This is a genomic window from Brevundimonas mediterranea (genome assembly GCF_014196125.1).
Lineage (GTDB): Bacteria > Pseudomonadota > Alphaproteobacteria > Caulobacterales > Caulobacteraceae > Brevundimonas > Brevundimonas mediterranea.
The window spans coordinates 210,649-224,910 of the sequence record NZ_JACIDA010000002.1 but is presented as its reverse complement, the minus strand read 5'-3'; the positions used below and the strand labels follow the sequence as shown (position 1 = coordinate 224,910).

At 67.8% G+C, this 14,262-nt stretch carries 13 protein-coding genes; 10 read left to right on the top strand and 3 right to left on the bottom strand.

The window, feature by feature from the left end:
* The first annotated feature begins 157 nt into the window (after positions 1–157).
* From GGR11_RS09990 to GGR11_RS09980, 3 genes are all read left to right on the top strand, one after another.
* A complete protein-coding gene (locus GGR11_RS09990; RefSeq protein WP_343051118.1) occupies positions 158–3,088 on the top strand; it encodes a hypothetical protein in 2,931 nt (976 codons plus the stop codon).
* Positions 3,089–3,195: 107 nt separating this feature from the next.
* Positions 3,196–4,119 (top strand): sulfite exporter TauE/SafE family protein, encoded by a 924-nt coding sequence (locus GGR11_RS09985; RefSeq protein ID WP_183196621.1) that lies wholly within the window; start codon positions 3,196–3,198, stop codon positions 4,117–4,119.
* Entirely contained in the window at positions 4,119–4,958 is an 840-nt protein-coding gene (locus tag GGR11_RS09980) for a TIGR02186 family protein (RefSeq protein ID WP_183196619.1), read from the top strand. The genes GGR11_RS09985 and GGR11_RS09980 overlap by 1 nt, the downstream gene beginning before the upstream one ends.
* On the opposite strand, the gene gluQRS is transcribed toward GGR11_RS09980, so the two are convergent.
* Entirely contained in the window at positions 4,942–5,802 is an 861-nt protein-coding gene (gluQRS, locus tag GGR11_RS09975) for a tRNA glutamyl-Q(34) synthetase GluQRS (RefSeq protein ID WP_035308718.1), read from the bottom strand. The two genes, GGR11_RS09980 and gluQRS, sit on opposite strands and share 17 nt — an antisense overlap.
* 82 nt (positions 5,803–5,884) lie before the next feature.
* Between gluQRS and GGR11_RS09970 the strand changes: the two genes are divergently transcribed.
* The 3 genes from GGR11_RS09970 to GGR11_RS09960 all read left to right on the top strand — a co-directional run bounded on the left by GGR11_RS09970 (position 5,885) and on the right by GGR11_RS09960 (position 7,878).
* Complete coding sequence (locus GGR11_RS09970; RefSeq protein WP_183196617.1) at positions 5,885–6,541, top strand: DNA-3-methyladenine glycosylase family protein; 657 nt, start codon at positions 5,885–5,887, stop codon at positions 6,539–6,541.
* Positions 6,538–7,188 (top strand): trimeric intracellular cation channel family protein, encoded by a 651-nt coding sequence (locus GGR11_RS09965; RefSeq protein WP_183196615.1) that lies wholly within the window; start codon positions 6,538–6,540, stop codon positions 7,186–7,188. The genes GGR11_RS09970 and GGR11_RS09965 overlap by 4 nt, the downstream gene beginning before the upstream one ends.
* A gap of 129 nt (positions 7,189–7,317) precedes the next feature.
* Positions 7,318–7,878, top strand: a complete 561-nt coding sequence (locus GGR11_RS09960; RefSeq protein WP_183196612.1) for an HNH endonuclease — start codon at positions 7,318–7,320, stop codon at positions 7,876–7,878.
* Positions 7,879–8,055: 177 nt separating this feature from the next.
* Here the strand turns inward: GGR11_RS09960 and GGR11_RS09955 are convergent, their stop codons facing one another.
* Positions 8,056–9,498 (bottom strand): aldehyde dehydrogenase family protein, encoded by a 1,443-nt coding sequence (locus GGR11_RS09955; RefSeq protein WP_183196610.1) that lies wholly within the window; start codon positions 9,496–9,498, stop codon positions 8,056–8,058.
* Positions 9,495–9,935, bottom strand: coding sequence for an L-rhamnose mutarotase (locus tag GGR11_RS09950; RefSeq protein WP_183196608.1), 441 nt, complete (start codon positions 9,933–9,935; stop codon positions 9,495–9,497). The genes GGR11_RS09955 and GGR11_RS09950 overlap by 4 nt, the downstream gene beginning before the upstream one ends.
* A 58-nt stretch (positions 9,936–9,993) precedes the next feature.
* On the opposite strand from GGR11_RS09950, the gene GGR11_RS09945 reads away from it, so the two are divergent.
* From GGR11_RS09945 to GGR11_RS09930, 4 genes are read left to right on the top strand one after another with little or no spacing between them, the layout of a single operon-like run.
* On the top strand, positions 9,994–11,148 hold the full coding sequence (locus GGR11_RS09945; RefSeq protein WP_221205241.1) for an aldose 1-epimerase family protein: 1,155 nt from the start codon (positions 9,994–9,996) through the stop codon (positions 11,146–11,148).
* Between the two features lies 1 nt (position 11,149).
* Positions 11,150–11,914: an SDR family NAD(P)-dependent oxidoreductase gene (locus tag GGR11_RS09940; RefSeq protein ID WP_183196605.1), complete on the top strand. Its 765-nt coding sequence runs from the start codon at positions 11,150–11,152 to the stop codon at positions 11,912–11,914.
* Between the two features lie 19 nt (positions 11,915–11,933).
* Positions 11,934–13,121, top strand: a complete 1,188-nt coding sequence (locus tag GGR11_RS09935; RefSeq protein ID WP_183196603.1) for a CaiB/BaiF CoA transferase family protein — start codon at positions 11,934–11,936, stop codon at positions 13,119–13,121.
* Positions 13,118–14,254, top strand: a complete 1,137-nt coding sequence (locus tag GGR11_RS09930) for an ABC transporter substrate-binding protein (protein WP_183196601.1) — start codon at positions 13,118–13,120, stop codon at positions 14,252–14,254. Before GGR11_RS09935 ends, GGR11_RS09930 begins: the two co-directional genes overlap by 4 nt.
* Positions 14,255–14,262 lie beyond the last annotated feature (8 nt).

Sequence of the window (14,262 nt, the reverse complement as noted above, 5' to 3'; positions counted from 1 at the left end):
TCTTAATCCGTCATTAACCACGTCGCGCCCAAAAGCCTCCCATCCGACGAGATGTCCACAGGCTGACGAGTCGGCGCAACATCTTGCGGTTAACCACACGTTTACACCCTCGATATTGGCGTTATAGCCTCCATCCCATGGGTCGGGAGCCGAATCAGTGAGCGCAGCGGCGCCTTGGAGCGTGAAGGGTATTGATCCGAAGGCCCGCGAGGTCGCCAAGGATCTTGCGCGCCGCTCGGGCATGACCCTGGGCGAATGGCTGAACTCCATGATCATGGAAGACGAGGACGAGGGTTACGCCACCCTGCCGCGTCGCTCGGCCGGCCCCGAGATGTTCGAACGTCGCGGTCGCAGCCGCCGTCTCGACGACGCCTACGACGCTTCGGACGAAGGCTGGCAGCGGGTCAGCGCCTCGATCGACGCCATCGCCGCCCGGCTGGAGGCCGCCGAACGTCGCTCGACTGTCGCCATTCAGGGCGTGGACCAGGCCGTGTCCGGCCTGGTGCGCCGGCTGGACGGCCAGGACGCCCAGACCAAGGGGCAGGCCCGCCGTATCGACGACATCGCCGAGGAACTGCGTGAGGGCCATCGTCGCCTGCGCGCCTTCGAACGCGACACCGGCCCCCAGACCCAGGAGACCTTCGGGAAGGTCGAGCAGTCGCTGGGCGCCCTGGCCGGCCGCCTGTACGACATCGAGGAGCGCCAGAGGTCGGGCGTCTCGGAACTGCGTCAGCGCATGGAGGCGGTCGAGAAGGCCGCCGGTCCCGGCGTCGGCACGGACCTGCTGGCCCAGGTCGGCGCGCGTCTGGACCAGGCCCAGAGCCGCACCACCGAGGCGCTGAAGACCCTCGAGCGCTCCTTCGCCGAGCTGGACCAGCGCATGCGCGCGGCCGAGGGGCGGGTCGAGCCCGAGGGCGTGCGCGACGCCGCCCGGTTCGAGAAGCTGGCCGAGACCCTGTCGCGCCAGATCGAGTTCAACCGCGCCGAGATGATGCAGCGGCTCGACGCCGCCGAGACCGGCGCGCGCATCGACCGGATCGAACAGGCGGTCCGCAGCGTGGGCGACCAGCTGAACGCATCCGAGCGCAAGGGCGCCCAGGGGCTGGAGGCCATGGGCCGCGAAGTCCTGAAGATCGCCCAGAACCTGAACGCCCGGGTCCAGACGGTCGAACGCGAGGCCATCGGCCGCGCCGAGGCCGTCACCCGCAGCGTCACCGACCTGGTCGGCCGCAAGGTCGAGGCCGATCTGTCGCGTCACGCGGCCAGAATGGACCAGGAGTTCGCGCGCCACGTCGATCGCGTCGATCAACGCCTGACCGCCAGCGACGACCGTCACGCCCTGGCGCTCGAGAAGCTGGGCGGCGAGATCACCCGGATTTCGGACCAGCTGAGCGACCGGATCGCCCAGTCCGAACGCCGCTCGCAGCAGGCGCTGGACGACATCGCCCGCCGCCTGTCCGAAAGCTCGGACAAGATCGAACAGCGCTACGACCGCGCCTCCGGCGAACTGGCCGAGCGGATGCGGATGAGCGAGGAGCGCACCGCCCGCCTGCTGGCCGAGGCCCGCGAGAGCATGGATACGCGCAAGCCGGTCGCGGCTCGCGACCTGCAGCTGGACATCCCTGAGGCCGAGCCTGCGCCCGCGCCCGCGCCCCGCGCCGTCGCCGAGCGCGCAGCGGTCGCCGCCGTCTCGGCGCCGGTCGAGCCGGACTGGCGTGCCGCCGTCTTCCCCGAAGAATCCTTCGACGTCGAGGATGACTGGTCGATCGACCCGGTGTCGCCGGATGCGGCCATGGCGACGCCCTTCCCGTCGATGCCGACGGCGTCGACGCCCGCTACACTGGCGTCGGAGCCGCTCCGGCCCGAGCCTGATCCGGCTCCGGTTTCTGCGGCGTCGGTCGAAAGCGAAGCCCGGATCCAGCCCTTCGGCGGTTTCGGCGGCGCCGACGTCGATGACGCGCTGGAGGCCACCGCATCCGGTTTCTCGACCCGGTCGGAGCCGCGTCCGAACGGTCAGGCTCCGGATCAGGACGCCGTTCAAGGCCCCGTTCAAGGCCGGAGCGACGCCTTGCTGGATGGCGACGACGACTTCGCCGACGACACCGAATTCGTCGATCCCCGCCGTCTGCGCGCCAGCATGGGCGCCGCCGCCGCCGCCGGTCGCGCGGCCTCGACCCGCAGCACCATCGACGCCGCCCGGGCGGCCATGACGACGCCGGCGGCGCCCGAGGAAGCGCCCCGCCAGGGCTTCGGCCTGATGCCCAAGCGCGGCGGCAAGTCCAAGCTTCAGGAGCGGCTGGACAAGCAGGCGGCCAGGGACGGGTCGACGGTCAAGAAGGCCTTCCTGGCCTCGGTCACGGCTGTGGCCCTGACCGGCGGGGCGTATGCGTCTCTGACCCTAGCCGACGGGTCGGGACTGCCCGATCTCGAACTGCCGGGGCTGCCGGGTTCGACCCGGACGCCCGCCTCCGCCTCCAGCGAAACCCCGATCGCCATGGCGATCACGCCGACGGACGCCGTACCCACGGTCGACGCCGGCGCGGCCGAGTTCGAACGGGCCGTGAATCGGATCGAGAGCGGCGACCTGGAAGGCGTGGACGAACTGAAGCGCGCCGCCGACCTGGGGTACGGCCCGGCCCAGACCTATCTGGGTCAGCTCTATCTCATGGGTGGAAACGGCGTGTCCGCCAATCCGGCCGAGAGCCGTCGGTGGGGCCGCCGCGCGGCCGAGTCCGGCGATCCCGGCGGCATGCATTTGTACGGCATGCAGTTGTACGAAGGCGACGGCGGCGCGGCCAATCAGGCCGAGGGGCTGATCTGGCTGCTCAGGGCGGCCGAGCGGGGCCTGACTGACAGCCAGTACAATGTCGCCCGCATCTATGAGACCGGCGCCGAGGGCGTGGCGAAGAACCCGACCGAAGCCCTGAAATGGTACATGATCGCTGCGCGCGGCGGCGACAGCGAGGCCCAGGCGGCCGTCACCCGACTTCGTCCCGCCGCCACCGCCACCGCCCAGCGCGCCGCCCGCACCGCCGCCGACGCTTTTGTGCAGCAGCAGGTCCAAAGCCCGGCGCAGGGCCGAGGCTAGGCCGCCAAACCTTTCGCGCACGGGTGGCGGCGCGCCGTCCCCGTCGCTAAAGAACACCCTGTCGCCGTTCGGCGTCTCCCGTTCCGCTCCAGCCGAAGGCGCGTCCTTTGGACATCTATCTGCCGATCGCCGAGGTTTCGGTGAACTGGCCGACCCTGGTGATTCTGGGGGCGGTGGTCGGGTTCGTCTCGGGCCTGTTCGGCATCGGCGGCGGCTTCCTGATGGCGCCGATCCTGGTCTTCATGGGGATTCCACCGACCGTGGCCGTCGCCAGTCAGGCCAGCCACGTCGTCGCCTCCTCCACATCCGGCGTGATCCGCTATGCGGGCCAGGGCGCGGTGGATTTCAAGATGGGCGGCGTCATGGCCGCGGGCGGGGCCGCCGGGGCGATCGCGGGCGTCGAACTGTTCCGCTATCTGCGCCTGCTGGGCCAGGCCGATCTGGTGGTGGCTCTGTCCTATCTGGTCTTCCTGGGCGCCATCGGCCTGCTGATGCTGCACGAAAGCCTGACCGAGATCCTGCGCCGGCGTCGCGGCCTGCCCCCGCCGCGCAAGGACCGCCGCCGTCCCCTGTGGCTGTACGGCCTGCCGCTTAGGATGAAATTCCCCAAATCGGGCCTCTATATCAGCGCCCTGCCGCCGTTCGGCCTGGGCGTCTTCGCCGGGGTCCTGTCGGCCATCATGGGGGTCGGCGGCGGCTTCATCCTGGTGCCGGCCATGCTCTATGTATTGCGGATGCGAGCCGGGGCGGTGGTGGGCACCAGCCTGTTCCAGATCATCATCACCACGGCCATCACCACCATTCTCCAGGCCGGCCGCAACCAGACGGTCGACATCCTGCTGTCCACCATCCTGCTGCTGGGCGGGGTGGTCGGCGCCCAGATCGGCGCCCGGTTCGCGGGTCGGTTCCGGGCCGAGGAGTTGCGCGCGGCCCTGGGCCTGATCGTGCTGCTGGTCGGCATCCAGATGGGGCTGGAGCTGTTCGTGCGGCCCAGCGACATTTTCCTGCTCGCGCCGGGGGTGTCGGACTGATGCAGGCGCTTCCTCCCCCCCCTCCGGCCATCGAGGCGCCCCCCATCGAGGCGGCCGCCGTCGCGGCGCCGGCCCCCGACCGGTCCGAGGCCACGACGGGCGAACTGCGCGTCGCCGCCGCCCTGACCGACGCCCAGGTCCACGTCGATTCCGGTTTCACCGGCGCCTCCATCGTCTTGTATGGCGCGGTGTTCAATCCGACGCCGGATCCGGTCGATGTGGTCGTGGTGGTGCGCGGCCCCGACGCCCCGGTCCGCCTGGTCAAGAAGACCCGCAACATGGGGGTCTGGCTGAACAGCCGCCCGGTCCTGTTCGAAGGGGCGCCCGGCTTCTACATGACCGCCTCGACCCGGCCCCTGTCGGACATCGCCGACTTCGGCCAGCTGCGTCGGCTGGGCGTCGGGGTGGACCATCTGCGCATCGACGCGCCGGAAGAGGTCGGCACCGTGACCCGCTACGGGGTGCGCGACGTGGTCGTCAGCCGTCTGGGCGACGACTACTTGGATTGGCGCCGCGCCGTGATCCGGCTGAAGGAGGCGGCGGCCCTCTATGACACCGATCCTGACGGAGTCGAGTTCGTCGATCGCGGCCTGTTCCGGGCCGAGGTCAAACTGCCGACCGTCGCCCCGACCGGGAAATACTATGCTGAGGTCTGGCTGTTCCAGGACGGCGAGCCCCGGTCTGTGTCCAATCTGACCCTGACGGTCGAGAAGGTCGGCATCGAGCGCGACATCTACGAGTTCGCCCATCGGCGGCCGTGGCTGTACGGCCTCCTCTGCGTGGTTCTGGCCGCCCTGACCGGCTATGGCGCTTCGCGCATCTTCAGCCGTCGGGACTGAACCCCAGTTCGGCGCGCAGGGCCTGGGCCGTCATGCCGCCCGCCCTCAGCTCCGCCAGGGTTACGGATTGGTCCCGCTTGGCGTAGCGGCGCCCGTCCGGCCCGGCCAGCAGGCGGTGGTGGCGATAGACAGGGGCGGGCCAGCCCATCAGGGCCTGGATCAGGCGCTGCACATGGGCGGCCTCGAACAGGTCCTGCCCCCGGATCACATGGTCGATCCCCTGCAAGGCGTCATCGTGGGTCACGGCCAGATGATAGGCGACGCCCGCATCCTTGCGCGCCAGCACCACATCCCCGGCCGTCTCGGGCCGCACGGGCACAACGCCGGTTTCTCCATCCGGGCCGGCCCCCTGCTCGATGAAGACCAGCCCGGTCCACGTCGCCTCGCCCAGGGTTTCGCGCGCCCGGTCCAGCGACAGTCGCCAGGCGAAAGGCCGCCCCTGGGCCAGGAAACGGGCTTCCTCCTCGGCCGGATGCGGCCCCGGCCGCACCGTTTCGCTCGCCCCGTGCGGCGCATCGCCGATCCGGTCCAGGATCTCTTTCCGTGTACGGAAACACCGGTACAACAGATCCCGCGCCTTCAGGGCCTCGATCGCCGCGGCATAGTCGGACAGATGATCCGACTGGCGTCGGACCGGCGTCTCCCAGTCCAGCCCCAGCCAGGCCAGGTCTTCCAGAATGGCGGCCTCATGTTCCGGTCGGCAGCGCGTGGGATCGATGTCCTCGATCCGCAGCAGAAACCGCCCGCCCGCCGCCTTGGCCGCCGACCAGGCGGTCAGGGCCGAAAAGGCGTGGCCCTTGTGCAGGCGGCCGGTGGGAGAGGGGGCGAAACGGGTGGCGAACATCTCTGCAATCCTTAGCGGTTTCCGGACGCCAACGGCGCCCCCCGCTCTTTCCGAGTTTGCGTATGGGCCGTAAGCAGGAGGAATGCCCGTCCCGCCCACATCCCAGGACATCGCCGCCGCGCGCGAGGCCCTTGCCGTCGCCGATCCCGCCCTGGCGCGCGCCCACGCCCAGACGCCGGCCTTCGAATGGCGGCTGCGGCCCGGCGGTTACGAGGGCCTGTTCCGCATGATCGTGGAGCAGCAGGTGTCCGTGGCCGCCGCCGCCTCCATCTGGGCGCGTACGGTCGAGGGACTGGGCGGGACGGTGACGCCCGAGGCGGTGCTGGCGCGCGACATCGAGGCCCTGCGCGCCTTCGGCCTGTCGGGACAGAAGGCCAAATACGGTCGCGAGATCGCCCTGGCCCAGGTCGAGGGGCGCGTCGATCTGGACCATATGCAGACCCTGTCGGACGACGACGCCATCACCGCCCTGACCGCCATCAAGGGCGTCGGCAAATGGACGGCCGAGACCTATCTGATGTTCTGCGAGGGGCGGCTGAACGTCTTTCCCGGCGGGGACGTGGCCCTGCAGGAGGCCATGCGCTGGGCCGACCGGGCCGAGTTGCGCCCGAACGAGAAACAGGCCTATGCCCGCGCCGAGATCTGGCGGCCCCATCGCGGGGTGGCGGCGCATCTGCTGTGGGGATGGTATGGCGGCGTTCGGCGCGGCGACATCGTGCTGGAGGATCTGAGCGCGTGACCCCCCTCGACCCCGCCCTGACCGAGCCGCTGCGCAATCCGCAGACGGTGCTCGCGGCGCTCGATTTCGCCGGGGTGGCCGTGTTCGCGGCCACCGGCGCCCTGGCCGCCGCGCGCGAGAAGCACGACGTGGTCACCTTCGCCTTCTTCGCGGCCATAACCGGTGTCGGCGGGGGGACGTTGCGCGACCTGCTGCTGGGCCTGCCGGTCTTCTGGGTGCAGGACTGGCGCTATATGGCGGTCTGCCTGGTGACGGCGGTGGTCGTCTGGTTGATCGGACAGCGCGACTGGCGGTTCCGGGCCCTGCTGTGGCTCGACGCCATCGGCCTGGGCGCCTATGGCGTCATGGGGGCGGCCAAGGCGGAGGCGGCCGGGGCCCACCCGCTGATCTGCATCGTCATGGGCACCCTTACCGCCTGTTTCGGCGGGGTGGTGCGCGACACCCTGGCGGGCCAGCCGTCGATCCTGCTCCGGCGCGAGATCAATGTGACCGCAGCCATACTGGCGGCGACCCTCTACATCGTCCTGCGGATTCCCGAGGCGCCGATCTGGCCCGCCGCCATCGTCGCCGCCGTCGCCGGCTTCATGTTGCGGGCGGGGGCCCTGCGCTGGGGCTGGACCCTGCCGGGCTTTCCAGAACGAAATTGAACGGTTCGTCGCCTGTTCGTCATGGCGGCGTCTTCGAATCGGGATTAGGCTGAACGCCTCGGACTAAGGAAGGAGACGCGTCTTCAATCCTGTAGCTTCCATACCCCCCGCGCCGACCGGGAGGGCCTGATGCAGGTCCTCCATCGAGCGCCTTCGGGCTTTCCCGCCCTCGTCCTGAACGCGGACTTCCGCCCCCTGTCCTACTACCCTCTGTCGCTCTGGCCGTGGGAAGAGGCGGTCAAGGCGGTCTATCAGGACCGGGTGGACGTGGTGTCGCTGTATGACAAGGTGGTTCGCTCTCCGTCCGTAGAGATGCAACTGCCCAGCGTCATCGCGCTGAAAACCTATGTCGATCAGGATCGAAACCCCGCCTTCACCCGGTTCAACGTCTTCCTGCGCGACGGTTTCGCCTGTCAGTACTGCGGGGAATCGACCGAGCTGACCTTCGACCACGTCATTCCGCGTTCGCACGGCGGCCGTACGACTTGGGAGAATATCGTCGCCGCCTGCGGCCCCTGCAACCTGACCAAGGGCGGCCGCACCCCGCGCCAGGCCATGATGCCGATCCGCCGCGAACCCTATCGCCCCAACGCCTGGCAGCTTCAGGAAGCGGGCCGGCGTTTTCCGCCGCATTATCTGCACCAGAGCTGGCTGGATTATCTCTACTGGGACATCGAGCTCGAACCCTAGGGTTTCCCGTTGATGCCCAAGTGCCTGTTTTGATGACTGAGCTTTCCTCACAGCGGAACCGCAGCGCTAGAACGTTCGATCCTTCGCCCGGGACCGCACAGCGCGTCGTGCTGCGGCGCTGTGCGGATGGCTCAGGTTGAGCCTGGATTCGTACCGAAGCTGTAGACCTCCAAACCTCTAGCCAGCCGAGTAGCTGGTCTTGATCTGGGTATAGAATTCCACCGCCGCAAAGCCCTGTTCTCGGGAGCCGTAGGAGGATTTCTTCGAGCCGCCGAACGGGACGTGATAGTCGACGCCGGCGGTGGCCAGATTGACCATGGTCATACCGGCGCGGGCGTTCTTCTGGAAGTCGCGGGCGTATTTCAGCGACTGGGTGACGATGCCGGCCGACAGGCCGAACTCGACGCCGTTGGCGACGGCCAGGGCCTCTTCATAGCTGGCGACGCGGATGGTCGAGGCGACGGGGCCGAAGACCTCCTCGTTATTGATCCGGGCGTCGGCGACCGTGTCGGCGATCAGGGTCGGCTGAACATACCAGCCGGGCTTGTCGAAGTTCGGGCGCTCGCCGCCGGTGACGATCCGGCCGCCGGCCTCCTTGGCGATGTCGATGTATTTGTACGAGGTTTCACGCTGGGCCTCGCTGACCGCCGGGCCCATCTGGGTGTTGGGGTCCAGGGCGTCGCCGACACGCAGGGCGGCGACCTTCTCGGCCAGGGCGGCGACGAAGCGGTCGTGAATCCCATCCTGAACGATCAGGCGGCTGGAGGCGGTGCAGCGCTGGCCGGTGGCGAAGAAGCTGCCGTCCAGGGCGACGGCGACCGCGCGGTCCAGGTCAGCGTCGTCCAGCACGATCAGCGGGTTCTTGCCGCCCATCTCCAGCTGGACACGGGCCTGACGCTTCATCGCGCCCTCGGCGACGCCGGCGCCCACGGCCTGCGAGCCGGTGAAGCTGATTCCGTCGATGCCCGGATGGGCCACGATAGCGCGGCCGACGTCGCCGTCGCCGATGACCATATTGACCACGCCCTTGGGCAGGCCGGCCTCATGCAGGACGGCGATCAGGGCCTCGGCCGTCGCCGGGGTCGGGCCGGCGGGCTTGATGACGACGGTGTTGCCGAAGGCGATGGCGGGCGCGATCTTCCAGGCCGGAATGGCGATGGGGAAGTTCCACGGCGTGATCAGGCCGAACACGCCGACCGCCTGGCGATAGGTCTGGATCTCGACCCCCGGACGGGTCGAGGCCAGGTTCTGGCCGTGGACGCGCAGCGCCTCGCCGGCGAAATATTTCAGGATGCGGGCGGCGCGCATGGTCTCGCCGATGCCCTCGGGCAGGGTCTTGCCCTCTTCGCGGGCCAGCAGGCGGCCGATCTGGGCCGCGCGTTCCATGATCAGCGACCCGGCCTTGTCCAGCACGTCGAAGCGGACTTCCGGCGAGGCGTCGGACCAGCCGGGGAAGGCCGCGCGAGCCGCCTGAACGGCCTGATCCACCTCGGCCGCCCCGCCCCTGGGCGTGCGCGCCACCACATCCCGCGTGTCCGACGGGTTCAGGCTCTCGCCGGCGAACGCGCCGGAGACCTTTTCGCCGCCGATCCAGTGCGAAAGTTCAAGCGTGTCGGTCATGGGAGGATCTCTTCAGTCTTGGGGAAGGGCTGTTCGGAGAGGGCGTAGATGCGAGCCATCTCGACCCAGGTGTGTTCGGGCGCAAAGGGGAGCGATTTCTGGAAGGTCCGCATCAGGGCGTCCCAGGCCTGGACATCGGGATTAGCGGAGTCGCGAGCGGCTTTCGCGGCGGCGTCATAGGCGTCCCCCTGTTCCAGGATCATGAACATGCGGTCGCCGACCAGCCAGATTTCCAGGTCGCGAACATCGTCGGCGCGAATGGCGTCGGTCACGGCCTGAGGCGGGCCGCCGACACGATGCCACTCGCGGTAACGCGCAATCTGGATCGGGTCGTCGTGGAGGTCGACAGCGAAACACCGCCGCGTCACGGCGGCGCTCACGTCGATCTCGGGAGTGGCATTGACGGACCGGAAATGGCTCTTGTAAACATCATACATATTATAATAACGAGCCTGTTCAGGGAGGCAAGACGTGGCGAACCTATACGGACAGACCATGACCCGCCGGGCGCTGGCCGAGCGCACGGGTTCGCTGTCGCAGTTCGCCGGCGTGCGGCTGATGACGCTGGGCGACGGTGTCGAGCGCGGGGTGCGCCAGCTTGAGTTTCGGACCGGGACGGGCTTGCGCTTCACGGTGCTGATCGACCGGGCGATGGATATCGCAGAGTGCGACCATAGCGGCCGGGCGGTGGGATGGCATTCCCCATCGGGGTTCCGGCATCCCGGGCTGCATGAGTATGAAGGCGAGGGAGGACTGGGTTGGTTTCGGTCCTTCTCGGGTCTGATGGTGACGTGCGGACTGGACCATGTCCTGTTCATGCACGACGATCCGGCAGACCATTATGTCTACGGCCCGAGGAAGACCGTCAGTTCATCTCTGCATGGTCGGATCGGTACAATTCCCGCGAGACTGACCGGCTACGGCGAACGCTGGGAGGGCGAAGACTGCGTGCTGTGGGCCGAGGGCGTGGTGCAGCAGTCGACGGTGTTCGGCGAGGATCTGCATCTGATCCGACGGATCGAGGCCAAGGTCGGGACCGACGAAATCCGTCTGCACGACCGGGTGGTCAATCACGGCTTTTACCGCACGCCCCACATGTATTGTTACCACATCAATGTCGGCTATCCGGTGCTGTCGGAAGGCTCGCGCTATGTGGCGCCGATCCGCGATGTGGTCTGGGCGTCCCACGACGGCGCTGACTATCGCAGACAGGGCGCCGGATACCGGACGCTGCCGGCGCCGATCCTGAACTTCCATGAACAGGTCTGGCAGCATGAGATGGCGGCGGACGCGAACGACCGCGTCAACGTCGCCCTGGTCAACGAGGCCCTCGGTTTCGGTTTTGAGGTCGAGACGCTCAAGTCCCAGTTCCCGGCCATGTATGAATGGCAAAATCTGCACGCGGGCCACTACGCCCTGGGGCTCGAGCCTTCGACCAATCACGTGCAGGGCAAGGATTTCGCCCGTGATCGCGGCGAACTGATCCAGCTCGAGCATGGGGAGGAGCGGCGCTACGATAGCGTCTTCCGCATCCTGCCGAACGGCGACGCGGTGACGGACGCCGTGCGTCGGATAGAGGGCGTGGCGCTTCAGCCCGAGGACGAATATCCGGCGCCGTCCGGCGTCTATCCGCCCATTGGAGGTCGCTGAGATGGGGGCCGTTCAGGATCTGGAGGGAAAGGTCGTTCTCTATACAGGCGCGGCCGGCGGTCTGGGCTTGCAGACGACCCTGAAGCTGATGGAGCGCGGCGCGACGGTCGTGGCCGTCGACAATGATCCGGCCAAGGTCACGGCGCTGGAACAGGCCGCGGGTTCGGTGGGGTGCGGACGTCTGGTGGTTTCGACGGCGGACCTGTCCGATCTTGAAGGTTTCCGCGCGGCGTTGAGGGCGAGGCTGGCCGAGGTCGGCGGGTTCGACGTGGTGATCAACAACGCCGCCATCTATCCGTCCAAGGCCTTCGAGGACTACACGGTCGAGGACCACCAGAGCGTCCAGAGGATCAACGTCGATGCGGCCATTGTGGCGGTGCAGGAAGCGCTGCCGGGCATGCGCGCCAAAGGCTTCGGCCGGATCATCAATATTTCCAGCATCACGGTTTCGGGGGAGTGGGCGAACCTGTCGCCCTATGTGGCGTCCAAGGCGGCGCTGATCGGTCTGACGCGGGCCTGGGCGCGGGAGTTCGGGCCTTACGGCGTCACGGTCAACGCCATCGCTCCGGGCGCCTTTCCCACCGACGCCGAGGCGATCCATCCGGACCCGGAAGGGTACGTCAAACGCGTTCTCGAAAGCCAGGCGGTCAAGCGCCGGGGCCATGTCGGCGACATCGCCCACGCCATCGCCTTTTTCGCCGCCGACGAGGCGGGCTTCATCACCGGACAGACGCTGCACGTGAACGGCGGATGGGTGATGTCTTGATCGACAGGAACTGAATCCAATGGGAATCCTGAGCGGAATCCGCGTCCTCGACTGTTCGATCGCCATGGCTGGGCCCTTCGCGGCTCAGCGTATGGGCGACATGGGCGCCGACGTCATCAAGGTCGAACCAATCACCGGCGAGTGGCAGCGTCACGCCTCGGCCGGCGGCGCGAACGGCAATGAGATCAACGTCTCCTTCCTGTCGCTGAACCGGAACAAACGGTCGCTGGCCGTCGATCTGAAGGCGCCGGAGGGCAAGGCCCTGTTGCTGGAGATGGTGAAGACGGCGGATGTCTTCCTTCAGAACTACAGGCCCGGCGTCGCGGCGCGTCTGGGGGTCGATTACGAGACCCTGTCGCAGATCAATCCCAAGCTGATCTATGTCTCGATGTCCGGCTACGGCGAGGATGGGCCCTACAAGAACTATCCAGGGCAGGACCTGCTGCTGCAGGCCATGTCCGGCGCGATGATGTCATCGGGATCGTCGGACGTGCCGCCGCAGGCCGCCGGCCAGTACCTGGTCGACGCCATCACCGCCTATACCGCTTTCGAAGGCGCGCTGGCGGCCCTGTTCCATCGCGAACGAACCGGCGAGGGGCAACTGGTCCAGGTGAATATGCTGGACGCCATCACCACCATCCAGATGCAGGAACTGTCGGTCTTCACCGTCGGCGGCGTGCCGCAGACCCGGTCGGCGGAGCCGCACGCCCACAGCTATATTCGCGCGCCCTACGGCGTGTTCGAGACGTTGGACGGCTACATCACGGTGGCCATGGCGTCGTTGCAGAAGCTGGGTCCGCTGATCGAAGAGCCCTTCTTCGATGGCCTGAACGACACCACCGACGCCTGGGCGCACCGCGACGAAATCTTCGCCCGCACAAAGGCGCGACTGAAGACGCGGCCCACCGATCAATGGCTGGCGCTGTTCCGTGAGGCCGATATCTGGTGCGGTCCGGTCTATGGTTATGCCGATCTGGTTGAAGACGCCCAGATCAAGCACAACGCCACCTTCGTTGAGTATGACCATCCGACCGAAGGGCGAGTGAAGACGCCGGGCTTCCCGATCAGATTTTCCAAGACGCCGTCCGTCATCGATCGGGGCGCGCCATTGGTCGGTGAACACACGCGCGAGATCCTGAAGGAAACCGGCCGGGATGCCGCGTCTATCGAGGCGCTGATCGCCTCCGGCGTGGTGCGGGCGAGATGACGACGCCTGCCTATCGCGGCCTGACCTGGGATCATCCGCGGGGCTATCGTGCGCTGGAGGCGGCGGCTCAAGGCGTGTATCCGGCGCGTGACGGCTTTTCCCTGACCTGGGACAGGCATTCGCTGGAGGGGTTCGAGGAACGGCCGATCCGCGAACAGTGCGACCTGTATGATCTGGTCGTGCTGGATCATCCGCATGTCGGAGAGGCGGTGGCGGCGGATTGCCTTGTACCTCTGGAAGACTTGTTCGAGGCGGAAGAACTGGAGGCCTGGCGGGGCGCGGTGATGGGCCGCAGCCTGTCCAGCTATCACTATGCCGGTCGTCATTGGGCGCTGCCCCTGGACGCCGCAACCCAGGTGATGGCCTGGCGGCGCACGGCGATGGATCGGGCGCCGACGACATGGAATCAGGTGGCGAGCCTGTCCGATACGGGTGTGGTGGCGCTGTCTCTGTCGGGCCCGCATGCCGCCCTGAGCTTTCAGTCGATCTGCGCCGCGTTTGGCGCAAGACCGGCGGCGGACGGTGAGACCTTCGTCGCGCGGTCGGCCGGACGTGAGGCCTGGGCGTTGCTGTCGCGGCTTGCGGCGAACAGTCCGAAGGCGCTGCGGGACCTGAACCCGATCGGCATTCTGGAGCATATGAGCGCCCACGATGACGTGGCGGTGTGCCCCCTCGTCTACGGCTATGTGAACTATGCGCCTGGCGGGGCGCTTGGGTTTGCGGATGCGCCGCGTGTCCATGAAAACGGCCCGGTGGGTTCGATCCTTGGCGGCACAGGGATTGGCGTGTCGAAACGATGCACGGTGACGCCTCAGCTGCTCGATCATCTCCGCTGGTTGATGTCAGCTGAGGCGCAGGCGGGCTTCATACCCGACCACGAAGGTCAGCCCTCGCTGAAGAGCGCATGGCGCGATGAGGGCGTGAACGCCCGCTGGGGCGACTTCTACGCCGACACCTTCGCCACCTTGGAAGGCGCAAGCCTGAGACCGCGATATGACGGCGCGATCGCCTTCCAGACGGCGGCCTCGCGACGGATTCGCGACGGACTGGACGCTGCAGAGGCAGCCGATCCGGTGTTGGAAGACCTGCAAACCCTGTTCGAACGCCATCGCCCGGCGGGCGCGGAAACCTGAGGACGGAT